Source organism: Marinifilum sp. D714 (genome assembly GCF_030851345.1).
In the GTDB taxonomy this organism is placed as follows: Bacteria; Bacteroidota; Bacteroidia; order Bacteroidales; family Marinifilaceae; genus Marinifilum.
Map to the genome: position 1 here is coordinate 55,054 of NZ_JALPNU010000007.1, position 26,660 is coordinate 81,713.

The window sequence follows — 26,660 nt, forward strand, 5'->3', positions numbered from 1 at the left end:
TGAACTGTTTATACTGCTATAAACCACTAAAAGTAAATCAAGTGGATTTTCATCCGACTTGTTCTAAAAAAATATTTAACACAAATGTGGTACCCGTTCTCGATTATTCCGAAGATCAAATGCTCGAATTAGCATATCAAGTAATAAAAAGTCAAATTGCAGTAACAGGTGTACAGCCCAAATTATCATTGGAGATTGCTAAAAATCCAGACAACAATAAAGAAAGACGTTTTACCATAGTTGGATTATGGGGTGGATACATCCTTAAACCTCCAACAAAGCAATTCGCTAATTTGCCCGAATTGGAAGACCTAACAATGAATCTGGCCTCCATATCAAAAATAAATACAGTCCCACACTCCCTAATTCGATTGAATAATGGAAAATTGGCCTACATCACCAAGCGAATAGATCGTGAAAATGGAAACAAAATTCACATGGAAGACATGTGTCAACTAACCGAGCGTTTAACAGAGTACAAGTACAAAGGATCTTATGAGCAAATTGGGAAAGCAATTTTAAAGTATTCTTCTAACCCAGGCTTAGATCTGATTAACTTTTTCGAGCAAGTAGTCTTTTCCTTCTTAACGGGAAACGCAGATATGCATTTAAAAAATTTTTCATTAATAAATAATCCTCATTTAGGATATGTTTTAACTCCTGCTTACGATATGCTTTCCACAGCATTGGTAATGCCCGAAGATGATGAAGATCTAGCCTTAACATTAAATGCAAAAAAGAAAAAGTTAAAACGTAAAGATTTTCTTTCAGCATTTAACCTTTTTGAGATTCCTGAAAAAACTCAAAATAACATCTTTGTAAAATTTGAAAAATCAATACCATCTTGGTTTAAAACTATTGAAATTAGTTTTCTTCCACCTGAAATGAAAGAAGCTTATAAACAACTAATTCAAGATCGAGCCAAACGAATAGATTTAATGATAAAGTAGGAAATAAGGCGTTCACTCCTCGGGCCTCGGCAAAAATTCCGCCAGGGCTTTCCAAAATCCTTTTGCCCATCTTCGCTGTTTTTTCAACACTAGCTCTATAACTTTTAATAAAGGGTCTCAATGGGCAAAAGGCATTTGTCAGAATATTCACCCTTGCTTTAGCTGGGGTGTTAGCTTTTCGCAAATTTTAATTTGCAGTTTCTTTATCAGTCGTCCCGTCCTTTAGGGCGGGTTCACCCTGTCACAATTTTTTCGCTCAACCACTCGTCGTTCACAGCAATTCCCGGCTCCCTTGTTCCTCGACTTTCCAATAAAAGTTAGTCGGTGCCTTGTCTCAATTATTCTTATTTAATACTATAGGTTTCTGAGCGTAGTCGAAGAACAAAAAAGCCTCCATTGCTCACTTAAAGCGAGCCTGCTGGGTCGGGTGCTATCAGTTTTTGTCATCTTTTTTGAGCGGCCACGGCCAGTACTTTGCCCTGGTAACAATTTTGCATTCCCAGTAAAATAAAGGCAATTTCAAACAGAGAAGGAGAGAAGCAAAAGAAGAGAACTGTCATTTACTCGCAAAATTTATTACCACTTCAAAGCACTTTAACCTACGCACCCGGGTCAAGCACCTCCATCCCAATTGTTTTTTCATACATTACATTCGAAAGCATTCAAAAACAACCCACTCAGTGCTTCACCCGGCAACATCCATCACAGCTTCAAAAAAGCCGCCAAAAACTGCTGGCTGTCAATCACAGAAAACAAGTTTCTGTTTTACTTGCCAGTCACACCCTCCCACTCGCGGGCGGCTCGCCACTCCGTAGTAAGGGCCGCTACTGACCACCACAAACCCCACCACCACCCATTTTTAATGCAGGCATTAAAAACAAAAAAGAGTGGTTAAGTAATTAGATTGGTTTTTATTAACTTCGCATTTATCACAAAAAAATATAATGATAATGAACTTTACCAATTCTCTTTTGTACTCTCTTACAGTATCCATCTGTCTTTTAACTGCAAGATGTAATTCCTCTAAGTATGAAAATGTCAAGCAGGAAAAAACGGATGTAAAAACTGAAAATAAACTAGCTCCTGATATAAAAACAAGCACTCCTGAAACAACTCATGTTACCAAGGAAAATAAATCAGGTGAGCAAGTAAAGCAAAAGCTTCCTTTGTATGCTTCAATTTCTGCTAGTAAGATGAATGTATTATATGATGGAGTAGATAATCCGGTCGAAATAAATGTTCCTGGAATACCTATAAATCACGTTAACGTTCAAGTAACTAATGCATTTTTCAGAAGAGTTGGAAATGTATATATGATTAATCCAAGACCAGGCTCTGCAGGTAGAAAATGCATTGTGAAGGTGTCAGCTAAAATTCAAGATGAATGGCAAGTGATAGATAGTAAATATTTTAGAATAAAAAGAATTCCAAATCCAATATCAATTGTCGCTGGTAAAACAGGAGGTAAAATTCGTAAAAATAGACTACTTGTAGAATCCGGAATTTACGCTAAGCTAACGGAAGATTTTGATTTCGACACTAAATTTACCGTTACTCAATTTACTTTAACAGTTCTTAAAGGTGGATATACTATAGACTCTAGTTCTAGAGGTTATAGATTCACATCCGAGCAGAAGGAATTAATCAAAAGCTTAAGTTTAGGAAGTAGGGTGTTTATTCATAATATTAAAGCAGTGGGACCTGATAAAATTCCTAGAAATTTAGGCAGTCTTGTTTTCACGATTGATTAATTTCCTCCTCCCTGATAAACAAAGATATTTCCTCTGTTTGCTCTAATATCAAATGTTTACCCCGCTTGAATTTAGCAATTCAGCCAACAAGTCAAGCTTATACAAAGTTTTGATGGATTTTTTGATCCAAACTATTTCCTGGGGCATAAAAAATCCATCAAAAAGCTTGACATCCCACCCGCATTCCGGATAATGATTGGATGCTTATCAGAAAGCAGCAAAACCTCTGGATGATTTCCCTTCCCAAATATTAATTTAAAGCATGATGATGTAAGTTAAGGTAAATCAATCTATTGGTTTGGTTTTCTCTTGGAAAGATACATAAGTTTGCTATAAGTACTAACCAAATCATCATCATATGAATAAGATATCATCATTTGTAATCGGCACTTTATCCACCATGGGAGTAGCAGAATCATTGGGAATGGGAAGTCCAAATATCCAAGCTGTTCAGGAAGTTCCCGTTGACAGCACGGAAGCACTAATTTCTGTTATTGGAGGAGCCATCTCAACCATTGTTGTTGCACTGCTAAAGCGCTGGTGGAAAAAATTAGATGAGAGAAAGAAGCAGCCTAATACTTCCTAGGGACCAAGTCTGTATCTGTCTCAATTCTATGTTTATTAATTCAATACTAACCAAAAACCTTTAATCATGGGGAAATACAATCAAGGAATCCTGGGGCCATTTACGGGGAAAGTGGGCTCAGTAGTAGGTAGCAGTTGGAAAGGGGTGAATTACATCAAGTCACTACCAGGTCCAAATGCATCAAATACGGAAGGGCAACAAAAGCAACGCAGCAGGTTCAAAGCTGTTGTAAGTTTTGCTTCTTCTTTGTTGGAAACACTCATTCGTCCTGTTTGGAATCTTTCAGCAGGAAAAATGACCGGCTACAATTTGTTTGTGAAAACAAACATTGCGGCCTTTGATGAGACGGGAGATTTATCAAACTTCTCTCAATTTAGAGCATCAGTGGGTAATTTGAGTTTGCCATCAAATCTTTCCATCCAGGATGATACAGATGTGTCATCAGGAATCGAGATGAGTTGGAAGGATGAAAGTGCTACTGGAGTAGGTAATGCTGACGATAAATTACATTTGCTTGTAATGGGCGGTGACAAAGTTCACATGCTTCATGCAAATGCAGCTCGATCTGATCAATCTGCAGAAATCACACTTCCAGTGGATCCGGGAGCAACTCACATTTACGCTTTCTTTGGAACTGCTGAGGCTGACGAATACTCTTTGGACCAATACCAGATGGTTAACGTGACTTAAGATCTTGTAATTTTAGGGTGCTTAAAGCTGCTGCGATTTTCGTGGCAGCTTTTTGTTTTTTATAGCAAAAAAACGTGCAAATTGTTTAAACCATGTTTAAACCAAACGGGAATATGTAAAAAAGCAGCATTTTATAAAAACGCTGCTTTCCTTTGTTTATGCGGAGAGGAAGGGATTCGAACCCCCGATACGCTTTTGGCGTATACTCGCTTTCCAGGCGAGCCAGTTCAACCACTCCTGCACCTCTCCAATGTTGCAATAATTGAGTGTGATGACAAAAGTAAAATAAAATTGCAGATTTAAAAAAAGTTAGGGAATATAAAATTTAACAATTTGCATATTTATTTATGCTGTAAATTGGGGGATTTTAAACATGAATTATTGGTAAAATACACTTATAAAGTAATTTATCTATATTATTTAGCTAGGCTTAAAATTCAGCCAAACATTTAAAGTTTATTTTTTTCTGAGTAAATGGGTGTAAGAAGGTAATTTCTTCAGCGTGTAGCATTAGACGATCAGCTTTTAGACCATAAAGAGGATCACCAACGATTGGGGTATTTAGTCCGAGAGGATGAGCTGCATGCACACGCAATTGGTGTGTACGCCCTGTGATAGGGTAGAAGTGTATTTTGCTTTGCAATGGAGTACGTTCAACAATTTTCCACTTGGTAAATGCCGACTTTCCATGTTCAAAACAAACCAATTGTCTGGGGCGATCATCCAAATCAACACGCAAGGGCAGATCAAGGGTGCCTGAATCTTCCTCAATAATACCATCCAATAGAGCTACATATCTTTTTTGAATGCTTTTGCTAAGAAATTGTTTCTGCAGGTTTTCGTGTGCAGATTTTGTTTTGGCAATAAGCATAATGCCCGAAGTAGCCATATCTAGGCGATGAACAATAAGAGGTCCATCAGCATGTGGATACAGATCTTTTATTTGAGTATATACAGATTCTTGCATCTCTTTGCCGGGTACTGATAATAAACCTGAAGGTTTGTTAATGATTGCAATTGCATCATCCTCATGAAGGACTTTTATAACTAGATTTTGATCTTCTTGCTTTGCTTTTTCTATGCTCATCCCGTTTAGCATGTGTCCTAGTATGGGCTCACATTTGCTTTTGCACGATGGGTAAAAGTAGCCATGTTTTCGGATTTCTTTTTTTGGAGATGTTCCCCACCAAAATTCTGCCATAGCAATAGGTTTCAGTTCGTTCTGAAATGCATAATGTAATAACTTAGGAGCACAGCAATCGCCAGCACCGGCAGGAGGAACCTTGGCTTCGGTCTCCTTAAAAATAAGGCTTGCACTTTTTTCTTTTCCTTCAATATTCAAAAAAAGATAGTTGTCGAATATTTGCTTTTGTAGCCGAGCTGATTGAGTTTTACGCGCTTGTTTTAGATCTGTAATTCTTTGGTAATGCTCATCCGCTTTTAATTGTAAACTTTCAATCTTCTCTTTACACTCTTTCTTTAACTTATTGAATTTACTTTTCTCTGTTTGGCTTTCTTTTACAAGATGTTTTAGAATGCTTTCCTTGTCAGGATGATTTTCAGCTTCTGCTCGCTTGCCTTTTCTTTCCTTCTTGGCATTCGCCATGACAAGTTTAGCTGCTTTTAAAGTGTCATTTACATTTTGAATTTCATCATCCAGTTCTTTCTGAATCTGTTTTATAGCTGGTGAATTTTCTGCATTGTAAATGGCTTGATTGATTTGATTTAATTCTGCTTCACCTTTACGAAAAAATCCATTGGGATTGGTGATTTCGAATACCTGTGGTACAAATGGAATCTGAGTTTCTTGAGCTTGATCATTGCCTGAATAAGCCACAATGTATCCAATTTCATCGTAGTGATTTTTTACAATCAACACGCCATACATTTTACCTTTTGAGTCGGGATTTGGCTTTCCAAGTTTGGCTTGAAGTTCCATTGCAGCTTGTACGCATAAAGGATGAGGCGTATAGTTAAATGGATTGGTAAAATACTCAGGGAGTACTTTGTATTCCAATGGTTTATTGAAGGTGATGAAGCAATGCATTCGCAATTACAAATAAGAGATTTGGATTCAGTATTTGCAAAAGAAGTGGTTTTTGTAGCCAGATGCAATAAAAAACCTGAAAGTTTTTTAATTCAATCATCATGTACATGTTACTCCCGAGAATTGGGATCATCCCTTTTGAGTTTAGTGCATAAAAAAAGCACCAAAGTTTTTCAACTTCAATGCTTGTTTCAGCGGAGAGAGAGGGATTCGAACCTCTTATCTAGCAAATATTTCATTTTTGGTATTTCTTAGGTAATTCGGGGGTTGTGACGTTTTCTTTATCCGTCAAATTCTTTTTTTTTGTACTTCAAAAACACTTTTACTTTCCCCTTTACTTTCCCTTTTGTATATTTGTGGAAACAAATTTAAAGCCTATGTATTTCTTTTTGAAAGAACCCAAGTCAGACAAACTTACACCAATTTATTTGATTTACTATTTAAAAAGTCAGAAGAAAAATTTTAAATATTCTACTAATCAAACCATTCACCCCGACAATTGGAATAGTGAAAGTAGAATGCCAAAGGCAAAAAGAGGAGCTAGTGGAGCGGAATTGAAACATACTTCATCAATGTTAAGTATGTATTCTGATTTCTTAGATGAGAAAGTAAAGGAACTTGATAAGCAAAATACTCCAATAACCAGAGAGTTATTAAAGCAATTGTTTGATGAAGAATTTAAACATAAATCTACTAAGCAGGAAAGCAGGTTTCTAACAGAGGCAATTCAAGATTTCATTGACACTAAGGGCAAGTCCAATGGACAATCGGATAGTTGGAATCAGAAATATACAAACCTAAAAAACAAGCTGATTGCTTTTGAGGATAAAAAAAGAAAGAAAATAGAGTTTACTTCAATAACGCAAGATTGGATTGACGAATTTTGTGGCTTTCTACGGATTATCAAGGTTAAACCGTTTAAACCACATAACGACAACACGCTACACCGTACTATTAACTTTCTTATCACAGTTCTTATTTGGTCAGAAGGTAAATACCATAACATCGACCTGAAAAAGATTAAAAATCCAGTTAATAAATATCAGCCTGACGATGTGTTTTTGACAGATAAGGAAATACAAGTTCTGGAAAAATTCCAGTTTCCCCGTGAATCACTGGAAAGAGCAAGAGATTTGTTCTTAATTGGGGTGTATTCTGGTCAAAGGTATTCGGATTATTCGATATTTGAGAAAGCTGATATACATGGAGACATGATTATAAAAAAAGCTGAAAAAACCGAAAGTGAAAGTTTTATTCCATTACACCCAAAGTTAAAAGCGCTATTGGATAAATACGATTGGCAATTACCTAAGATCTCCAATCAGAAATTTAATAAGAGAATTCAAGAGGCTTGCAAGCTTGCTGGTTTTGATGAAAAAATTAAGGAGATTATTTATAGCGGAACAAAAAAGGAGATTGTTTACAACCTTAAGTATAAAATGATTTCGAGCCATACGGCCAGACGTACTTTTATCACTCTTTCAAGTGAAAAAGGGATGCCAGATCATATCATCATGAAAATAACAGGAATCAAAGACCCAAAGACTTTGATAAAATACAAAAAGACTTCTCAAAAATCGGTTGTAGATTCCATGCAGAAATATTGGGGGTAAATATTGAGAGAGGTTCATTGTTAGGTTGTTAACCTGTAGGTGAACCTCTCTTGTGTTTTAATCATGGCTATTCAATTATAGCTATGAATTATTTCAGTTAATTTAAATTTGTCCACCAACACCCTTGAACTTCTCAACAAAAGAAGCAATCTTTTGAAAAACACTCTGTTTTTTAGTTAAGTACTGTGGATTCAATGGACTCATTTTTGGTAAAACTTCGTTGAGTTCAGTTCCATTTTCACTAGCATATTCATGTTTCAATGAAGTTGTAATGTAGCGTTTAGCTGCATCTTCATTAAGGTTTTCATCTGCAATTAGCTTGGAAACTTCATGTTTTTGCTTTTTTTGAGCAAAGCTAAAGAAAGCATCAATGATGGTTGCTTTATCTTGAATTTTATCAAGGTCAGTGCTATTGATAAAATCAACAAGTAGGCTTTCTTTTGCACGATTACCAACACTAGCACGGATGATGCGGCGAACCTCTTCAACTAGGGTTGCTTTGTCTTTGGTCTTTTTGTTGTGTTCAAAAATTAACTCAAGGATATAGTCTAGGTTTATCTCTTGAGATTTAAGAAGATCTATTTCAAAAACAACATCATCCCAGTCGATACTTGACTCTTCGGATTCTTTTCCGCTCTTTTCACGACGAAGCCAGTCACGAATGTCATTATAGGTTGAACGATAGTCTTGAATTGTTCGTTCAGCTGGAACCTCAACCTCTTGCATGGCTGCAATATCTTCATCAGTTACGTAATGAGTAGCTTTAAATTCCTCCACAGCTTTGGGATCTTCCAGATCAAGATTTTGGATAGCTTTTAAGCTGATAAACTCATCGTAGTTTTGAAGAACATTTTCAACACGAAGATATTCACCAAATAGCTTGGAGAATTCTTTTTTGTCTTTTTCAGTGACTATCTCATCAGGGTTGGGGAACTTATCATTTAACTCTTTTACTACATCAATATATCCACGACGAGCTTCTCCGGTTGCAATATCCGTAAATCCTTCCAAATACTCCTTGTAGCTCTTTTCAAGGACTACATTTTTGGTGCTACTATCTCCAAAAAGGGTAATTGCATCAATGGTAGATGTTTCCAAATCTCTAAATGTAACAATGTTACCAAAGGTTTTGGTGGCATCATATATACGATTAGTACGAGAATAAGCTTGCATTAAGCCATGATAGCGTAGGTTCTTATCAACAAAAAGAGTATTAAGAGTAGGTGCATCAAAACCAGTGAGGAACATGCCAACTACTATAAGAAGGTCAATATCCTTGCTCTTTACTCGTTTGGCAAGATCACGATAGTAGTTTTGGAATTCTTTACTATCTACTCCAAAGCTGGTTTTAAATATACTATTATAATCATTGATAGCAGCCGTTAAAAACTCCTTTGCGCTTGTATCCATTGCAGAGGGTTCAAATGTTTCATCAATAATCTCACCTATGGCATTTTGCTCTTCGTTGGCCGCAAAAGAAAAGATAGTAGCAATCCTAAGAGGCTTATCATCCCCATTTTGCAGCTTCTTTATTTCATCGTAGTAACATTTTGCAGCATCAACACTACTAACTGCAAACATTGCATTGAACCCTTTGTTGCTCCCATTTAATCTATGGGTTTTTAGCTTAAAGTTCTGTAAGATGTATTGAGATATTTCATTAATGCGAGCAGGATGAAGTAAAGCTTTTTTATTTTCTGCCGCACTTAACTTTTTCTCGTCTTGTTCTGTTTCAATAGCCTTAAATTGAGGACGAACATCATTGTAGTCTACCTTAAATTTAAGTACTTTCTCATCTCTAATTGCATCGGTAATCACATAAGAGTGTAGTTCTCGACCGAATACGCTAGCTGTCGTCTCTGAGCCTAAAGCATTTTCTGGAAAGATAGGAGTGCCAGTAAAACCAAATTGATAGTACTTCTTAAACTTCTTTTTAAGATTTTTTTGAGCCTCTCCAAATTGAGAGCGGTGAGCTTCATCAAAGATAAATACCACTTGCTTTTCAAAAATAGGAAGACTGCTCTCATTTTTCATGAGATTGTTTAATTTCTGAATAGTGGTTACTATGATTTTATTGTCATCCTTATCAATGTTTCGTTTGAGACCTGCTGTACTTTCCGATCCATTAACACTATCCGGTGAGAATCGTTGATATTCTTTCATAGTTTGAAAATCGAGATCTTTACGATCTACCACAAAGAAGACCTTATCGATAAACTCAAGTTCTGTGGCTAGTCGTGCAGCTTTGAAGCTTGTCAGAGTTTTTCCGGAACCAGTGGTGTGCCAGATATAACCTCCGCCTTCTGTGTTAGACCATTTTTTTGCTTGTGAAGAACTTGCAATTTTCCATAAAATACGTTCAGTAGCTGCAATTTGATAGGGCCGCATGATAAGGAGTGTGTCACTCACATCAAAAACAGAATAAGAAAGAAGTACTTTTAAAAGGGTATGTTTTTGAAAAAAAGTAGCTGTAAAATCTTTAAGGTCTTTGATAAGGGAATTGTCAGATTTTGCCCAGTTCATAGTGAAATCAAAACTGTTTTTATTCCTTTTGACCGTATTGGCAAAATATCGACTATCAGTTCCATTTGAGATAACAAAAAGCTGTAGGTATTTAAAAAGCGAATTTTTACTATTAAAGCTCTCTTTGCTATATCGGTGTACTTGATTGAAAGCTTCACGAATGGCAACACCACGCTTTTTTAATTCAACCTGTACTAATGGTAAGCCGTTTACTAGAATAGTAACATCATAACGATTTGCCTGACTGCCTTTTTGTTCGAATTGTGAAATTACCTGCACTTTATTTCGAGCGATATTCTTTTTATCTACCAAGTAGATGTTTTGGATATGCCCATCATCAAATACAAAATCGTAAATGTAGTCATCGTGTAGTTTTCTTGTTTTGTCAATGAGATTTTCACTTGGTTTGTCCAAATATTCATCAACAAAACGAAGCCATTCTACATCCGAAAACTCCATGTTGTTAAGTGTTTGCAACTGCACCCTAACATTGGCAAGCATTGTTTCTTGGCTAGTAAGCTTGGGTAAGTACTCATAGCCTTGATTGCTTAAATCCTGTATAAGCTCCCTTTCAAGGTCTGCTTCTGTTTGATATGTGGCAGGAGCTTCGTGTGCTTCTGAGAACTTGATGTATTTATCAAGAACAATGAAGTTCTTTGTTTCTGCTATGGTTTTATAGGTTGTCATTTTTGTGCTTCGTAATTTTTAATCATTTTTGGGAGAAGGTTAGCAATTTATCTCGGTAGTATTCATATTGCTTTTTTCTTAATTCGATCTCTTTTGGTAAACCTTCACTTATTGAAGAAGTGAGGGTGTCGAATTTATTGAGAATGGAGATTATGTATTCTTGTTCTTTTAATGGTGGGATAGGGATTTTAAAATCTTTAACTTTTGCATCTGAAATTGCTGGGTATGCTGAACCACTCTGATTTTCTTCAAGGTATATTTTAAACTCTGAAGAGGAAACCCAATAGAAAATCCATTTAGGTAATACTTCGGTAGATTTAGCTCGCAAAACACAGTAACCAGTACTTGCCACATCTCCAGAGTATTCTTTTGGGATTAGGCAATAACGCATCTGAGTAGGTCGAGTTGTTGCAAAAATAACATCATCTTTTTGTACAAGTTTTTTTGCTCTACTCGGCGCATTATTTCGTGTTATTTCAATTGTTTCAGTAATTGAGTTGTTAATACGACTTACAGATGATAAATCAATATAATGATAATATTCATCTGTTCCATTCCATTTAATATTTTTTGTTCGTTGTACCACTTCCCCCAAAGTCTTCCACTCCACTTTGTTCTCTTCAAAACTCAATAGTTTATCACGATAATAGCTATACTGTTTTTTACGAGCTGTTAGCTCCGCTGTTAGCTCCGCTGTTAGCTTTGTAAAGGTGTCTAAAATTCGAATAATCTCTTTTTGTACTTCCAAGGGGGGAATTGGGATGGGGAATTTTTTAAAACCATGCATGTCTACGCCTGCAAAATTACCGACAGTTGTATTGTTTTTACACCATTCATCTAGTATAAAGCAGTAATAATATAGAAACTTTGGCATCAACACTTCTTTATACTCCTTTTTCAAACTGAGATTCGTAAACCTCTGATTTGATAAATATGGGACTGTAATTAAAGCGTGTTCTCCAATTGTAGCTGAGGTTGCTATAATAATAGAATTAGCAGGGAAATACTTACCTCCTTTTATAGCAGATTCAGATACGTGTTGAATGGAATCTGAAAGAACTCTTCCATTTGTACGTAAATCTTCCATACGAAACCAAGGAACAGTACCATCTAACCAAAACTCTTTGTTTTTCTTTGATGGAGTATAACCATTCTTAACATGAAAAAGTTCATCTATTGTCTTCCACTCAACCTCAACTCCCTGTAACAATTTATCTATATAACTCATGCCTCAATCTCCTTTATTATTACATCAATATTAGCACGAAGAGCATCTATCTTTTCTACCGTTTTTGAAATTTCCTGATTCAACTCAATAATATCAATCTTCTCACGAGTATCCTTTGCTTCCACATAGGAACTGACTGAAAGATTATAATCATTTTCAGCAATTTTGTTATTGTCTATCGATGCTGCCACATACTCCACGTTCCCCTTACTATCGAACATCTTCATGATTTCTTCGATATGTTCATCGGTTAGAATGTTGTTATTGGTCTCTTTTTTAAAGAAACCTTCTCCACTAGCATCAATAAACTGGGTTGTGTTTTCTTTTTTACTTTTTGAAAGAACAAGGATGTTTACCGCTATAGAAGTACCAAAGAAAAGATTTGGCGCTAAGGAGATAACAGTTTCTACAAAGTTATTATCTACAAGATATTTTCTAATCTTCTGTTCTGCACCACTACGATAAAAGATGCCGGGGAAACACACAATGGCTGCACGACCTTTGCTTGAAAGATAACTAAGAGCATGAAGAACAAAGGCAAAGTCTGCTTTAGATTTAGGGGCTAGGACTCCAGCAGGTGCAAAGCGATCATCATTAATGAGTGTTGGATCATCACTGCCAATCCATTTTACTGAGTAGGGTGGATTAGAGACGATTGCATCAAAGGGTTTATCATCTCTTAATTGAGGATCTGTCAATGTATTTCCAAGCTGAATATTAAACTTGTCGTAATTTATGTTGTGTAGAAACATGTTCATGCGAGCAAGGTTGTAGGTGGTATGATTTATCTCTTGGCCAAAAAAACCATCTTCAATAATATGGGCATCAAAGTGCTTTTTCGCTTGTAATAGCAGAGAACCGGAACCAGCAGCAGGGTCGTAAATTTTATTTACAGTTTCCTGTTTGTGCATTGCCAGCTGTGCAATCAACTTTGATACATTTTGTGGAGTGAAAAACTCGCCTCCTGACTTTCCAGCATTGGCAGCATAATTAGAGATCAAAAATTCATACGCATCACCAAAAAGATCGATATGATTGTCTTCAAAATTACCAAAGCCTAGTCCAGCTACACCCTTAATTACAGCAGTTAAACGACTGTTTTTGTCTTCAACAGTATTGCCAAGTCGATTACTGGTAGTGTCAAAGTCGGCAAAAAGTCCTTTAATATCTTCTTCTGAAGGATAGCCATTTGCAGAGCTTTCAATAGCTGAAAAGATAGCAGCTAAATCAGTATTAAGGTTAGTGTTGGTGCTGGCATTTTTTGCAATGTTTGAAAAAAGCTGACTAGGATAGATGAAGTATCCTTTCGTTTTAATGGCATCTTCTTTAATCTCAGGCGTTATAACTTCATCAGAGAGGCTGGCATAATTAACGCTCTCATCTCCACCCTCAATATAGTTGGTGAAATTCTCACTAATAAATCGATAGAAAAGAGTTCCTAATACAAATTGTTTGAAATCCCATCCATCAACAGAGCCACGAACATCATTAGCTATTTTCCATATTTGAGCTTGTAGTTCGGCTCTTTGTGCTGTACTTGTCATTATTGTGTTTTTATATCGTTGTTTCTAAATGCTTGATTTTATTTTGATTCCTGTGTGGGATTCATTTATGCTTTCCTATGTTATGTATTCAGATGGTAAATCTGAATTGCATCTGCTAAATGTATTGAAATATCATAAGTGTTGGTGATAATTATTTTTTCAACACTTCAAATAATTCTAATTCCTTAATTGATAATTGTGTTTTTCCTTGCTTAGCTTTTCCTTTGATTCTAACTGCCCATTCGTGTTTATGGGCTTCTATTGCTTCAATATATTCCTCAGTGTCCAAAATAACTTTAATTGTTTCCTGTGTATTTGCTATCTCTGCAACAATCAATACTTCATTGTTTGATGAATGACGAGGAGATATAGAGGACAATCTTTTAATGTAACCTGTTGCTTCTAAGGAAACCAACTCTAATAATAGGTTTTTGATTTCTTTTAGATACCGATTAAAATATGATATTCTGTTTTGTACCTTAGTTGTTTCTATTCTTCTAAACTTTTCTACAGATGAAAGCTGTAATTCAATATTATTAATAGAAGTTTTGCTATATAAGTCTTTAATAGAATAAAATAATTCATAATTAAGAAGTTCTGAAATATCCTGAATGTAATTCTCATTTATTTCTACTAGAGTTGTAGTATTGAAAATTTCTTCTTTAACAAATTCAAAAACGTCAAATAACTTATTATTTATGCTATTTGTATCTATAACAGATACAGTAGAATATATTTCGCTATTTGGAATTGATAGCTTAGTAACATAACTACCTTTTTCTGTTTGTAAAGCCTTGCAACGATTTAGATAACTGTTAACTTCAAATTTAGCTGTTCCAAATATAGGTTTATTTGTAGTTTTAAATGTTACAGCTTGTGATAACACTTTCTTAAACCCCTCTAATGATTCTATATGCTTTTGAAATGGAATAGTTCCATCTAATGTTTCTGCATCAAAAATCCGATATTTTAGAATTGAATCATCCTTGGAGAATAAAATGCTTAAATCATCTGCATTTGAGTCTAAGGATAAAATATTAGATAGCTCTTTTATAAGATTATTAATATAGTAATCGAAACCTGTCTTTTCTTTTAAGTATTTTGGTATTTCAATTTCAAAATCAACAGGAAGATTTAATTGTTCAGGTGGTGAGAAATAATTAAATAGATTTCCTGTTCTAACGAATTTCCACCCTCTAGAAATAAGAAAATCTATTATTAATTCTTCTTTATATTTACTCATTATTCAAGTGCTGCAAATTGGTTAGTATAAAAGTTTAAATCAATTCTATTAGTTTTGGGAATATCAATATTTACGGTTGTTTTATTCATTGAATGGGTTTGACCTGTAGGTATTTGATACCAAAATGCGCATTTACGAATCATTAATTGTTCTGGAGTTAATTGAATCCACTCATCTTCATTTTCTGGCATTATAAAAACTGCGAGAATAAGAGGGATGAATGCTCCTGTTTCATTTGCTCTATCAATTAGATCATTATAATTCTTAACTTCTAAGCTGTATTTAATAATATTTTTTGATGTGTCGTTAAGATAGTTAATATACTTTTCTGAAACAGCCTTAACTTGTATGTCTACGGCTTTTCCTGTTGTTAGATAACGTCTTCGATTATGACATAACTTAGCTTTTCTAATAGATAAATCTGTACCATAATCTCGATGAATAGAATTAAAGAATCCGCTTCTATTTGCAATTACTTCTAGGTAATCTTTTGAAAGCTCTTCCATTATGTCTGTCTTTGTCATATTAAATTTTCTTCTATTGTTATGACCATTGTTGCTAATATTATATAGGCGTAACTGATTGATATTGTTTTCCTAAGGCAGTAGCTTGATTACGTTTATGTATCCAATTAATGTATGTAAACGTAATAAAATTATGAATAGAAATTACTTATAATTATCAATCAATAAATAAAAGGTTAGGCTATAATTTAATTTAGAATAAATTTAGATAATGCACAATGTATTACTCTCTGATTTATAATTCGAAACACTAAAAAAATGAAGAGCTAAAATAATTACTACTCCTTATTTGGATAATTCAAATTAATATTTGCCGTTCCCCCACGCTTGAGCGGTTGTCGTAAGTGAACTCTTATTCTTTTTCGTTTAAGAGGTTTCATATTCTGAGCTTGTTCCAGTTTTAACTCAGCTTCTTTTTTCTTGTTTTCCCAGTAATTTACAATCTCCTGTTTTGCATCCTCAAAGGTTTCTGCTTTGTCAAGCTCTTTATAAGCACTTGTATTCTCTTTTGTAAGTTCTACTGCTAACAAGTCTTCATATAGTAGTGCATACATATCTTTGTGTTTTTTTATTAATTGTCTATTGAAAAAGGTTAGGTTGCGTAGCTGCGCAAATTAACCAAATACTTTTTAATATTGTGGTAGGTGAGTATAAAACCATTTTAGCATTTTTATTCAAAATATTCTTTCCTAACTCTCTTTACCGTACTACGACCTACACCAGTAGCAGCAACGGTTTTATTGATGCTCATTTTTGCTTCCAAACAAGCAGCAACATTTGGGTATTTGGCAACCAGAGAAATAGAATCTTTGTTTTTAGAACCTTTTACTCTGCCTTTGTAAACACCTCTTTGTTTTGCTTGGGCAATTCCTTCTTTTTGGCGCTCTTTAATTCGATCATATTCCATTTGTGCTACTTGTGCCAGTACGGTTGTTATTAAATCAAAAGTTTGATTGCTTTTCTCATCAATCAGACTTTTTAATCCAAGGCTGTGAACAGTAACACAAACCTTATTTTCCTTCATAAATTTTAAAACCGCCAAAACGTCAATAATATCTCTTCCTAGTCGATCAACTTCCAAAATAATTAAATCAGAAATCAATCCCTCTTTTACGGCCTGAATTATCTTTTTTCCTTCTGGTCGATCTGCAAAAGCAACTTTACCGGAAATTTTATCAATAAAGGTTTCGCCTTCATATTTTCCCAAGCCGCCAATTTGTCGGGCTTCGTTTTGTTCTGTTGTCGAAACTCTAGTGTATTTATAAATTTTCTTATTCATGCAAAAAAATCCGTTTTTCTGGGTTTATTTTTAAAGTGGGTTCAAAAGCTGGGGATTCGACCTAAAAAACTTCGGTTTTTACCCTTCTTTTTGGGTTCGGGTTCAGGTGTACCCTATTTTGAACCTGCTTGTCCGAGGGTTCGACTCCCTCATGAAAATAGTATGTTAAATTTTCTGTATTCTATTTTGAATCCATTAGTTTTTTCCATTTTTCAGAAGCAATGATTTCTTTATAGATGAATTCAACTTGCTCTTTAAAAAGTAACTTTCCTTTGGTCAGTTCTAAAAATTCAGGAGCAAGACAATCTTTCATGTAACGATACAGTGTTGATCTGCTAACTTTCATTTTTACGGCAAACTCTTTTCTAGTCATTGTATAAAATTCCATAGTATAGGTTTTTGAGGTTTTTACATTCTGGGCAAGCATCACTTAATCTTAAGTCGTATTCATTGCCACATTTTTTGCATTTGTGCCAGACTTCATGATTATGCACATTTGTTTCTTTCTTCATTCTTTGATGTATCAGGTGGTATTGGTTTTATGTATCTGTCATTAAGCGTCTGTCCGGCTTTTAATTTGCCTTCCTTTATGAGCTGGTTTATTGCTTCTTTAATTTTAACACCTAACTCTTTTCTTAAATCAATCCACAATACATGAGTAGGGGCAATTCCATTTTCAATCTTTTCATTTGAGAGTCTTTGAATGGTTTCAAGTACTATTTGTTTCATCGTTCATATTGGTCTGGTTCAACTTCTTTTTCTTTTCAAATTCTTTCAGGAAGAAACGGGCAGCAACACCATGGTAATGTTTCTGCTTTCCGTTTGTTGTAACTATTATTGAAGTCTTTCGACTAGGTATCCCAGCTAACTTTTTTCTGCTAGGGTTGGTTGTTCTTGTGAGCATTAGATCAGTTCCAAGCTCATTAATGATTTTTAGTATTTCTTTTTGCTTCTGGGTTCTTCTGGCTTTTCGTTGTTGTGATACTTTCGTATTGTATGCCTTATCCCTGCACTTGCGGTTATCGTTACAGTACTTTGCATCTTTTTTCAGGTGTGAAATATCCTTACCACATACCAAGCAATATTTTCTTTTAAACATGTTCGTTTCTCCGACATGCTTGCCGCTAACAATACGTCCGGCATTTGTACCCATGTTTTTCTGCGTGTTGTTGCTAGGTGAAAAATTTTGAGAGGCAATAACACTGCTAAATTCATTGATTAGCTTATTTTTAAGTATCTCTTTAATGTCATATTTGGCCTTGTTTTTAATCAGACTTTCAAAACTTATTTTGTTTCGATTTCTCACTTTTGTAGTCATACTCTTTTCACGCCACCAGTTTGGATTTCGCCAATTCAAAAACCTTTTCTTTTGATATTCAGGAAGTTTGTTTGTGTTTGGTAAAGATTTCCAATCCAGTAGAATTGTTTCATTTACCGATTTTAAAAGCCTCTTTTCAAAAAGCTGGATCAACTTGTCTTTGTCGGTTAAATCGTGAAGAGTAACTATGCCGAAACGCTTTAATAATCGCATTCGTCTAAACCTTAGCTCATAGCGTATGATTTCATGAGAGCATTGTAGGGCGGCTTGTTGCTTTTTATCGTAGCTTTTAACCGTGGTATCCTCAGTAATAAACTGTTTTCCGATAAGGTTGTTGCCGTCATCACACATGCACTTTTCAATTTCGCCAACTCTGTAAATGATTGAATTGTAAAAGCTTTTAGCACATAGGTGTTTTTCTTTAATAGGTAGATTTAAACCAAACTCAAAGCTTTTAAGTATGGCTTTATCCGGTATTACCCCAAAGTCCTGCAATTCTTCCAAAGCTTCCGTAAAATCCAGATAGGAAAAGCGGTTGCCATTGTTACTGCCAGCATTGAAAAATCTGTGAATTGAGCCTTTTATAAAGCATTTCCCTGATAGTGTTCGAATGAAGTCTAAGCCCTGATAATGTGCTGCTTCACTGCTGGTTTGAACTACATTGCCAAACCTATCAAGTTCGTCAGCGATTTTAAATTGAAACTGCAAGCGTTTATCCGATTGCCACGTTTTAAAATCAAAGTCAGATAGTAGTATGTTAATGTAGTCGATCAAGGGTGAGTGAGAGAGTTTTTGGAAAGAAAATAATGTGGCATGCGTACCCAAATATTCTGCGTTTCCGATTGCTTATTTTGTGAGAAAACAAACATTTCCGTACCCGAAAAAAAGTGCGGCATTGATACCCCGTTTTTCAGCGTTATTATTGCTGTACCTTCTGTGCCTAAGATGTATCCAGTCCTTTGGGATTTGTACAGGTTGCTTGAGCAATCAAGCAAACAACAAGCATTATAATTTGATGCGTAGCCCCAATGCAAATGCCAACAAAAGCACAAAGGGCAAGTAGTATGAATAAGATTCTAAATACTTTCATTGTGTTTCTGATTTTCAAATTTTGTAACGATCTCTTTTACAAATTGGATTTTTGGGATTTTCCAGCCCTTGCCGTAAGGACGAGCAATGATCTTCTTGTTTGTATCCTTGGTCTTAATCCGGTTTTTTACAGTTTTTTCATGTATGCCGAGAAATTCAGCACACTGCTCAACCGACATGCAAACATTGTTTGCATCGAACAGAGCTGAGCCGATAAAGCTGGCTTCTATCATTTCGTTTTTACTCATGGTGCGATTCTTAAAAAAATAAGTGTAAAATGTCTTTCTTTTGAAAGGGTGATCTAACTGGTTGGTTGTTAAGCTTTTCTTGTAACTTCAATCACATTTCCGTTTCTTTTCTTTGAAAACGACAAGCCTTCTTCAATAGAAAGGTTACTTGCTGTAACACTGATAGATCGATTCTGTGAACAAGGGTATAATTCAACTTGTCCGATTTTCATTTTTCTCATTAGAGGTGCTAAAGGTTTTTTTTCTAATTCCATTTTATTTATATATTTGTTTACAAGTTTGTATTTCCATACAAATATAAACACAACGTTTACATAGATACAAACAAAACCCAAACAAAAAGTTTTAATAAATCTTAATTGCCTATGTTGGAGAGACTTAGAAATGCTATTGAAATATTGAAAAGTCAGCATATTATCAGGAATCAACAGGAATTTGTAGAAAGGATTGGATATAACAAGTCCAGTGTATCACTAATTCTAAACGGAAGAACGCCTCTATCCAAACAATTTGTTGTTAAAGTGTGTGAGGTGTTTCCAATGCTTAACAGCAAATATCTGTTCGATGGAGTTGGAGAGGTAATAAGAGTAGTGAAAAATGAGTCTTTGGATGGTGTTCCATATTGGAATTTATATGTAACAGCTGGTCATAGTGTATCTGAAATCATAGGACAAAATAAACCTGATGGATACATACAGGGATTACCCGGAGCTGATATTGCAGAAAACATTCTACCAGTGGCAGGAGCAAGCATGGAACCGGAAATTTCAAGCAGTGCTTTAGTGGGGGTAAGAAAGATAAATAACTGGGAAACGCTGAATACAGAAAGAATCTATTTGATCATTACTACAGAAGATCGAATGATTAAAAGAATTGAACACGACCCAGAAGATGAAAACATCCTTTGGTGTGTAAGTCCGAATTATCCAAAATTCAAAATCTACAAAAACGATATTATAGAAATACAAAGAGTTTGTTTTGTGTATAATCCGAAGTGATTGTACTTAAGAATGGAATCTTGGAGTGTATAATTTATTGAAAAAGTGTATGAAGCTACCTATACTAAAAATAGAAAACTCTGATTTAAATGAATTCATCAATTATTGGTCAGAACTTTATAGCTATCCTTTAGAGTCATTGTATAACGAAAGGATTTATAAAAAGAAGTTTGACGCAGAAGACTTATTGCAATTATTTATTTGGAAAAATGGAATGAAATTGAGTGCTGGTAAGCAAAAGTCATTCGAGGACAAAGTATTATCAAAACGAGATATTATAAATGACTTGAAATCAAAACAAAATCTTGGAATTAACGAATTTCAAAAACATTTTAATAATTTATCTGCTGTATGGAAAATCTTTCTGTTGCATATAATCAGACCAAATAAATACCCGATTTATGACCAGCATATTAATCGAGCATTCAATTATATTCATGGATTTGACTATCAAAATATCTCAGCAAATTCTATGACAAATAATAGTAAAGAAGAATTTTACTTCAATACATACCTTGAATTTATTGAATCCTTAAATGGTATAGATTTAAAAAAAATGGATGAAGCATTTTTTGCTTTTGGTCAATTTATAAATACTAAGACATATGTTCAGATAGTTAATTAAATGCTAGTTGTCTATTAGATTTTACTAGGCTTGAATTTGATTCTTTATAGGAAGCTCAATTGTAAATTTACTACCAATTCCAACTTCACTTTGGAGTAATAACCTTCCCTTATTTTTCTTAACAAATTCTTTGCACAATAAGAGACCTAGGCCAAACCCTTTTTCTCCTCTAGTTCCAATGCTGGAAAATGATTCCTCAATCTTAAAGAGTTTAGAAATATGGTGTTTATCGATTCCAACACCATTATCCACAACTGATAAATTAGCTAAGTTTCCCACTCTTTCAATAATTAGCTCAATTTTTCCACCTTTAGGAGTAAACTTAACGGCATTCGAAAATAGGTTTCGCAATACGGTTTCTAACATTTCTTTATCTGCATATACGTTGAAATCTTGCTCTAAATTTAGGGTGAGATTAATACTCTTGGATTCAGCCATTTGTTTGGCAAGATCAATAGGTTCCTTAATAATTTCTTTGACAGTGTATGACTTAGGATTGAAATCAATTTTATCACCTTGAGATTGTGCCCACATAAGTAGGTTGTTTAGAAGTGAATAGGTGTTAATAATTGCTTTATTCATGAAGTTTGCATATCTCTGTAATCGGGAAATGTTATTATTTTTAATGTCTTCCAGCATCATTTCTGAAAAACCAAGCAAAGAATTGAAGGGAGAGCGCAAATCGTGAGATATTATAGAGATAAATTTATCCTTTGAGGCCACTGTATTATTTAGTTCTTTTTCAAGTTTTTTCTTCTCAGTGATAATACGATTGCTTCCGCGTATTCCAATTATCTTTCCATCAGAATCATAGACATCCTTACAATCATGATCTATCCATTCAATTTTACCTGATTTGGTAATTATTCTGAATTCAACAGGTTTTTTTAATCCATTTTCATCGATCTCATGCTCATGTTTTTTAAATGTCCTTTGGTCTTCGGGATGGATGATTTTCTTTATTAATTCTTTGTTGGAATAAAACTCCTGTACCGTATAACCAGTCATTTCTTGTGCTGAAGGTGAGACATATATGCATTCACCTTTTATATTGATCATATATTCCCAATCTTTTGAATTGTTAATTAGACTTTTATAAAAAGTTAATTCTTTCTTTAGGTTTTCAATGGTGGTGTTTTCGTTTTGCATTTTAAACTGTGGCTTTCATTGTCTATACAATATACTATTTTAAAATGAGATATATCTAGGTAAGTTATGTTGGGTTGTATGAATATTTAACTAAAACATACTAGGGTTTTAGAAGATAAAGTTTGAAAAATATTATCGGGAAATGGTATTGTTTAGAGAGAAAATAAATTGAACTTCCTTATCGATAATATTAGTTGTTATTATTTCAATTCTGCTTTTATTGCATTATTTGTGATTTGTAGGAAAAAAAAGAGAGCTTTCGGCTCTCTTTTTATTTTTAATTGTCAGTAAAATTGTATGTAATAAGCAAGTTACCCATTCAGATAACTTGCTCATATACATTGTGAAAAAATGTTTATGTCAATAAACTATTATAAATTTAATAAAGAATAAATTAAATGTCAAAGACATGAAAAAATATCTTTTAGATTTTGTAAGGTTGTTTATCCAGACCTTGAAGAAGGTACCTCAATTTTCGTATTGCTTGCTGTTGTTGTTATTTTGGCAAGCGTTGTAATTTTTACCGGCATGTTTATGGAGTAACTTTCTCAGCCCACAATTCATCAAAAGGAGCTAGCATATCTTTCCAGTGTTTGAACAAATAAATTTTCGACAAATCCCAGCTTTCCCCCTGACCAGTATCAGGAATATAAGCCAATACGGTTAAAATTCTCGCTTTAGAAATAACATCATCCGGCCTGAATTCCACCATAGCCCCAGACGGTTGAGTGTAAGTTGTCATGCCGCCCGAAGTGGTTTCGGTATCGGTAATGGTAGCCCCAACAGTCCAATAAGCCCATTTGCCAGCCATGTTAGAGCCAAAAAGATCAGTTCCCAAAGGCCAGTAAGCCACTCTCATATATTTTCTGACGCCATCAACCAAAATCGGAATAGCTTGATTGCCGCTTCTTGGCGTTATTGTAATATCAGAACCAGCCGCCGAAATATTGAAATCAAAATCCTTAAGCAAAAACATATTCACCTTATGACCAATTTGTAAAGCTGGAATAGACAATTGTCCCAAATAATTTTTGTCAATTGTGTACTTGTCAACAGATATTTCAGCTGTAGTATTGATTCGTTCCTCTGCTGGAGCAATTGCTTTTTTGTAGATATTGTGCAGTACCAATTTTGAAGCATCCGTATTGTTGATATCATTAGGAATTGGCAATTTGATAACAGACAAAAGAACATCATTAACAGGGTCTAGGCTACTTAAATCTGGAAACTTACCAAGCCCAACTTTGTAGCTGAATTTGTCACTACCATCACTTACCAAGCTTGAATAAAAAGCAACATACATTGTTTTGCCTTGAATTAGATTAGCCCAAACTCCAATTGCAACATTTACATTTTTAATTCTAAATGTACGATCGTTGCTGTAAAGCTTTGCTGGAATATCTACAGGTGTATTTGGATCAGGATAGATTTTGATTTGTTTCACAACTGAACTGTATTCCGCTTTCATGGTGAAATCCTGCATAATCTTGATATGACTGTAATTCTCCATAGCTGGAATGACTCGCAATTTATCATCCAAAATAGGCTCAACAGTTATGCCATCCGGTGGTGTGCCGCCTAAGTTTAATCTTTGTTCAGCAGGGGCAAGGCAATTTTTCCAAAGCTTATAAATTTTGAAATCCTCCGCTTTTACGCTCCCTGTTACTCTTGGAACTTTAAGCGATACCACAAGCAAAGGAAATTGAGTGGCTGTTGCTGGATCTTCTCGTCTTCTTGCATCAAATCCAAAAGAGTCACCACCATAAGTCACCCAGCCATTTACAGTTGCATCCTTGTCTGCTGCAATCTTAAAGCCATAAGTCCAGCGATAGATTTTACCTGCTTCCGCTCCTGTAGTAGTTGCAAGGTCAATGGTTGGGCTACCTACGCCAATGTATTTAATGCCGTCGGTAGTTTGGACAGGAATGTTTTTCATTAATGCACCGCCATTATTTTTTAACTGCAATTTTACCCCATCCTTACCTTCAATTTTTTGAACCTCATAGTCAAAATCTTCCAGCAGAAAACCGTTTATTAATGGATTGTGATGTTCAGGAATATGCACAAAATTGTGAGAGTCTTTCGCAATTGTAATGCCGTCGTAATAATCGGCAGTCTTTAAGGAATGCTTCCAATGTTCAATAATTTCAGCAGATGACGTATCGAAAGTACCATCAACCTTTTTTAAGACTTTCAGCTGAGCGATTACATATCTTCCATTGTATAACGTGTTTTCATTTACCTCCATGAAGTCAGTAGCATCTTTCTGGTGTACGCTAATTATTCCGTAGTCGCTAGTCCAAGCATCCTCAAATGTGGAATAAATAACAAAATACTGAATCGTATCTTCTGTTGGAGTTTGAGAAGTCACGTAACAGTCTGCCATATTCATGAACTTGTAACCCGAAGGTGTGTAAACCGGAATAAATTTTTTATCGTAGTTTCTCCTGTGATTTGGTTGCAACATGAAAGAAGCGCCCAGGTAAGTTGGAACGAAATAAAAGTCTTCTTCCAATCTCCAATTGTGCGGCAAAGTTCGTATTGCACGAAAATCCTTTGGAATGGAATTATCTTGTTCCTCTTTTTCCAGCAAATCAAAAGTATCATTCCCCTGATCATACTTATAAATAGCCCAGCCAGTTTCTATGTTGGTATCGCTGGAAGCATCAGTCACTTTAATTTCCTGACCATTTGTAAAGTCTTTTTTTGCTGCATCACGATCAGCAATATTGTCAAATACCAAGTATTGTTGCTTTTTCGCAGGTTTACTTATCCTCATTTTCGATTAATTTTTTAGTGAATACATTGTAAATCTTGTCGCATGAATTGTATCGGTTTTTCTCACACTGAGCATTGCCGCCACGTTCAACCTGAATTACCATAGAACTATCATACTCACTCATGATACCACCTCTGGCAGTTCCGTTTGTAGTACTTTGAAAAATGCAAAGCCAAATCACATTTGGATACTTTTCAATCAAACTCATGAAATCTTCCTGAGTGACGTTTTTTAATTTCCCCCAGCTGTCAATGGCAATAAAATCATATTTCTTGCAATAGCTTTCCAGCTCTTCGATGCTATTTGAACTACTAACGGCCACATGCTTTTTAGCTTCGGGTGAGATGTAGGAAAGATATTTGCCAAACAATTCAGATTCAGGTGACACTTCCAAAGAAAGAAACAACCCGTTTAGTTTTTCCAGAGCAAACAAGTTGATCATCTGGCATAGCAAACGGGTTTTTCCAGCCCCTTTCTCACCACGAAGCACAATAGCAAATTGCTTTCTTTCATAACCACCCAGAAACTTACCCAGCTGACCTTTTAAAGCTGTGATATGAGAACTCGGTTTCCAATCGGCCAGACTGGTAATTGTCTTTTTCTGGGAATGACCCATTAAAGTCAATTGCTTAGTTTTCTGTACTTTCTTGCCCGTAGATTTAGGCTTTTTAGTTTCTACTTTTTTTTTATTCTTTCCCTCCTTGGCTCTGTTTCTCATTGACTTTGGAACAAGCTTGGAAAGATCAATACCTTCCAGAAGATAATCAGCAGCATCACAAGCATATCCATAAGCTTCGATAAGGTTCTTGTCAACATCGCCTTTGGCTTGACTCAACCAGCCTTTTAGGTAGGTAATTCCATTTTGTCTATTGTATTTTAAACCCAACTCAGAACAAATGATCATAGCACCCATTTCAGCCACCAATTCCTCATTCGGATAATCCAGAGTGGCAGAAATACCCAATTTCCCACGTCCCAAACGTTTCGGATTCATGGTACTGTGGGTAATCTCATGAAATAGGGTAGAGTAATATTCAGCAACTTTCTTGAATTGCTTGATGTTTACCATGTGGATTGACTCATTATTAAAATTCAGTGCGCTGTGTGTATAATAGCATCGGTCTGCCTGATCAGTATGAATTTTCGGAACACGTTTCTTTTTTACCAGCTCCCTAAGAAAGTTCTCAACGTACTGGTTGAACTCATTGTCTTTGAAAAACACCTGTTTGAAAACTGGCTTTTTAATCCCTTCGCAATAATCAATATTGACAGCACGGTGTAATTTAGGAAGCATCCAGTCCGGTTTGCGAGGTGTTTTGTCTTCCTTGTCCTTGTACATTGGAATGTATGACAAAACAGAAATAACTTTCGATTTATTAAGCAGTTTGCCACCCTTTTCTTTAAGAGCTGCCATGGTAATGAAATAAGGGCTTTTCCCTGCATTTCTTTCCATAGTTAGAATGTTTGTACTGTTCTTGTACAAACGACCAGTGATATTTCTAAACCCACTTAAAACAATACCGGATTCACTAAAAACCAAACCAGCTTTCCAAGGCTTTTCCCACTTGGTAAACAGGAAAGTTTTAATATCACTGATCAGCTCCAGTTTGAATTTTTCCTTATCATCTTTCCATCCGTCCAGATTGGATTCAAACAAACCTTTCAGAATTTCACTAGGTTTGAGTTTGTCAAAGACTTTTACTCTTCCTTTCGGTTTTGCTTTTGGAGAACTTGCTTTTTTTCTAACCGATTTCCTTGGTGTACTTTGTAAAATATATCCTAACATGAT

Annotated in this window: 23 protein-coding genes and 1 tRNA gene; 7 read left to right on the forward strand and 17 right to left on the reverse strand. The window is 35.2% G+C overall.

Annotated elements, in window-relative coordinates; translation table 11 throughout:
• Positions 1-41 precede the first annotated feature (41 nt).
• The 4 genes from M0051_RS08910 to M0051_RS08925 all read left to right on the forward strand — a co-directional run bounded on the left by M0051_RS08910 (position 42) and on the right by M0051_RS08925 (position 3,977).
• Positions 42-950, forward strand: a complete 909-nt coding sequence (locus tag M0051_RS08910; protein WP_306741187.1) for a HipA domain-containing protein — start codon at positions 42-44, stop codon at positions 948-950.
• 950 nt (positions 951-1,900) lie between these two features.
• On the forward strand, positions 1,901-2,701 hold the full coding sequence (locus M0051_RS08915; protein ID WP_306741188.1) for a GldM family protein: 801 nt from the start codon (positions 1,901-1,903) through the stop codon (positions 2,699-2,701).
• 358 nt (positions 2,702-3,059) lie between these two features.
• Positions 3,060-3,287, forward strand: a complete 228-nt coding sequence (locus M0051_RS08920) for a hypothetical protein (RefSeq protein ID WP_054717681.1) — start codon at positions 3,060-3,062, stop codon at positions 3,285-3,287.
• 66 nt (positions 3,288-3,353) lie between these two features.
• Positions 3,354-3,977 (forward strand): DUF6266 family protein, encoded by a 624-nt coding sequence (locus M0051_RS08925; protein WP_306741189.1) that lies wholly within the window; start codon positions 3,354-3,356, stop codon positions 3,975-3,977.
• Between the two features lie 161 nt (positions 3,978-4,138).
• Here the strand turns inward: M0051_RS08925 and M0051_RS08930 are convergent.
• Together M0051_RS08930 and M0051_RS08935 are read right to left on the reverse strand one after the other, a co-directional pair.
• Positions 4,139-4,226, reverse strand: a tRNA-Ser gene (locus tag M0051_RS08930).
• 181 nt (positions 4,227-4,407) lie between these two features.
• Complete coding sequence (locus tag M0051_RS08935; protein ID WP_306741190.1) at positions 4,408-6,024, reverse strand: pseudouridine synthase; 1,617 nt, start codon at positions 6,022-6,024, stop codon at positions 4,408-4,410.
• Positions 6,025-6,401: 377 nt separating this feature from the next.
• Here M0051_RS08935 and M0051_RS08940 point away from each other — a divergent pair, with 377 nt between their 5' ends.
• Positions 6,402-7,637 carry a phage integrase SAM-like domain-containing protein gene (locus M0051_RS08940; protein WP_306741191.1) on the forward strand — a complete coding sequence of 412 codons (1,236 nt, stop codon included), beginning with the start codon at positions 6,402-6,404 and terminating at the stop codon, positions 7,635-7,637.
• Between the two features lie 102 nt (positions 7,638-7,739).
• Here the strand turns inward: M0051_RS08940 and M0051_RS08945 are convergent, their stop codons facing one another.
• From M0051_RS08945 to M0051_RS09000, 12 genes are all read right to left on the reverse strand, one after another.
• A complete protein-coding gene (locus M0051_RS08945) occupies positions 7,740-10,847 on the reverse strand; it encodes an HsdR family type I site-specific deoxyribonuclease (RefSeq protein ID WP_306741192.1) in 3,108 nt (1,035 codons plus the stop codon).
• 22 nt (positions 10,848-10,869) lie between these two features.
• Complete coding sequence (locus tag M0051_RS08950) at positions 10,870-12,075, reverse strand: restriction endonuclease subunit S (protein ID WP_306741193.1); 1,206 nt, start codon at positions 12,073-12,075, stop codon at positions 10,870-10,872.
• Positions 12,072-13,619: a type I restriction-modification system subunit M gene (locus M0051_RS08955; protein WP_306741194.1), complete on the reverse strand. Its 1,548-nt coding sequence runs from the start codon at positions 13,617-13,619 to the stop codon at positions 12,072-12,074. Before M0051_RS08955 ends, M0051_RS08950 begins: the two co-directional genes overlap by 4 nt.
• Positions 13,620-13,770: 151 nt before the next feature.
• A complete protein-coding gene (locus M0051_RS08960; protein WP_306741195.1) occupies positions 13,771-14,862 on the reverse strand; it encodes a hypothetical protein in 1,092 nt (363 codons plus the stop codon).
• Positions 14,862-15,386, reverse strand: a complete 525-nt coding sequence (locus tag M0051_RS08965; protein WP_306741196.1) for a DUF4365 domain-containing protein — start codon at positions 15,384-15,386, stop codon at positions 14,862-14,864. Before M0051_RS08965 ends, M0051_RS08960 begins: the two co-directional genes overlap by 1 nt.
• A 278-nt stretch (positions 15,387-15,664) precedes the next feature.
• On the reverse strand, positions 15,665-15,940 hold the full coding sequence (locus tag M0051_RS08970; protein ID WP_306741197.1) for a hypothetical protein: 276 nt from the start codon (positions 15,938-15,940) through the stop codon (positions 15,665-15,667).
• Positions 15,941-16,056: 116 nt separating this feature from the next.
• A complete protein-coding gene (locus tag M0051_RS08975) occupies positions 16,057-16,665 on the reverse strand; it encodes a recombinase family protein (RefSeq protein ID WP_306741198.1) in 609 nt (202 codons plus the stop codon).
• A 181-nt stretch (positions 16,666-16,846) separates the two neighbouring features.
• Positions 16,847-17,053, reverse strand: a complete 207-nt coding sequence (locus M0051_RS08980) for a hypothetical protein (RefSeq protein ID WP_306741199.1) — start codon at positions 17,051-17,053, stop codon at positions 16,847-16,849.
• A 98-nt stretch (positions 17,054-17,151) separates the two neighbouring features.
• Positions 17,152-17,394 (reverse strand): hypothetical protein, encoded by a 243-nt coding sequence (locus M0051_RS08985; protein ID WP_306741200.1) that lies wholly within the window; start codon positions 17,392-17,394, stop codon positions 17,152-17,154.
• A complete protein-coding gene (locus M0051_RS08990; RefSeq protein ID WP_306741201.1) occupies positions 17,375-18,757 on the reverse strand; it encodes a hypothetical protein in 1,383 nt (460 codons plus the stop codon). Before M0051_RS08990 ends, M0051_RS08985 begins: the two co-directional genes overlap by 20 nt.
• A 302-nt stretch (positions 18,758-19,059) precedes the next feature.
• On the reverse strand, positions 19,060-19,320 hold the full coding sequence (locus M0051_RS08995) for a helix-turn-helix domain-containing protein (protein WP_306741202.1): 261 nt from the start codon (positions 19,318-19,320) through the stop codon (positions 19,060-19,062).
• Between the two features lie 68 nt (positions 19,321-19,388).
• A complete protein-coding gene (locus M0051_RS09000) occupies positions 19,389-19,574 on the reverse strand; it encodes a hypothetical protein (protein ID WP_306741203.1) in 186 nt (61 codons plus the stop codon).
• Positions 19,575-19,685: 111 nt separating this feature from the next.
• On the opposite strand from M0051_RS09000, the gene M0051_RS09005 reads away from it, so the two are divergent.
• Positions 19,686-20,318: a S24 family peptidase gene (locus tag M0051_RS09005; protein WP_306741204.1), complete on the forward strand. Its 633-nt coding sequence runs from the start codon at positions 19,686-19,688 to the stop codon at positions 20,316-20,318.
• 49 nt (positions 20,319-20,367) lie between these two features.
• Entirely contained in the window at positions 20,368-20,943 is a 576-nt protein-coding gene (locus M0051_RS09010) for a hypothetical protein (RefSeq protein WP_306741205.1), read from the forward strand.
• Positions 20,944-20,967: 24 nt separating this feature from the next.
• Here the strand turns inward: M0051_RS09010 and M0051_RS09015 are convergent, their stop codons facing one another.
• From M0051_RS09015 to M0051_RS09025, 3 genes are all read right to left on the reverse strand, one after another.
• On the reverse strand, positions 20,968-22,092 hold the full coding sequence (locus M0051_RS09015; RefSeq protein ID WP_306741206.1) for a PAS domain-containing sensor histidine kinase: 1,125 nt from the start codon (positions 22,090-22,092) through the stop codon (positions 20,968-20,970).
• A 532-nt stretch (positions 22,093-22,624) separates the two neighbouring features.
• Positions 22,625-24,871: a hypothetical protein gene (locus tag M0051_RS09020; protein ID WP_306741207.1), complete on the reverse strand. Its 2,247-nt coding sequence runs from the start codon at positions 24,869-24,871 to the stop codon at positions 22,625-22,627.
• Positions 24,858-26,657 (reverse strand): zincin-like metallopeptidase domain-containing protein, encoded by a 1,800-nt coding sequence (locus tag M0051_RS09025; RefSeq protein WP_306741208.1) that lies wholly within the window; start codon positions 26,655-26,657, stop codon positions 24,858-24,860. The genes M0051_RS09020 and M0051_RS09025 overlap by 14 nt, the downstream gene beginning before the upstream one ends.
• Positions 26,658-26,660 lie beyond the last annotated feature (3 nt).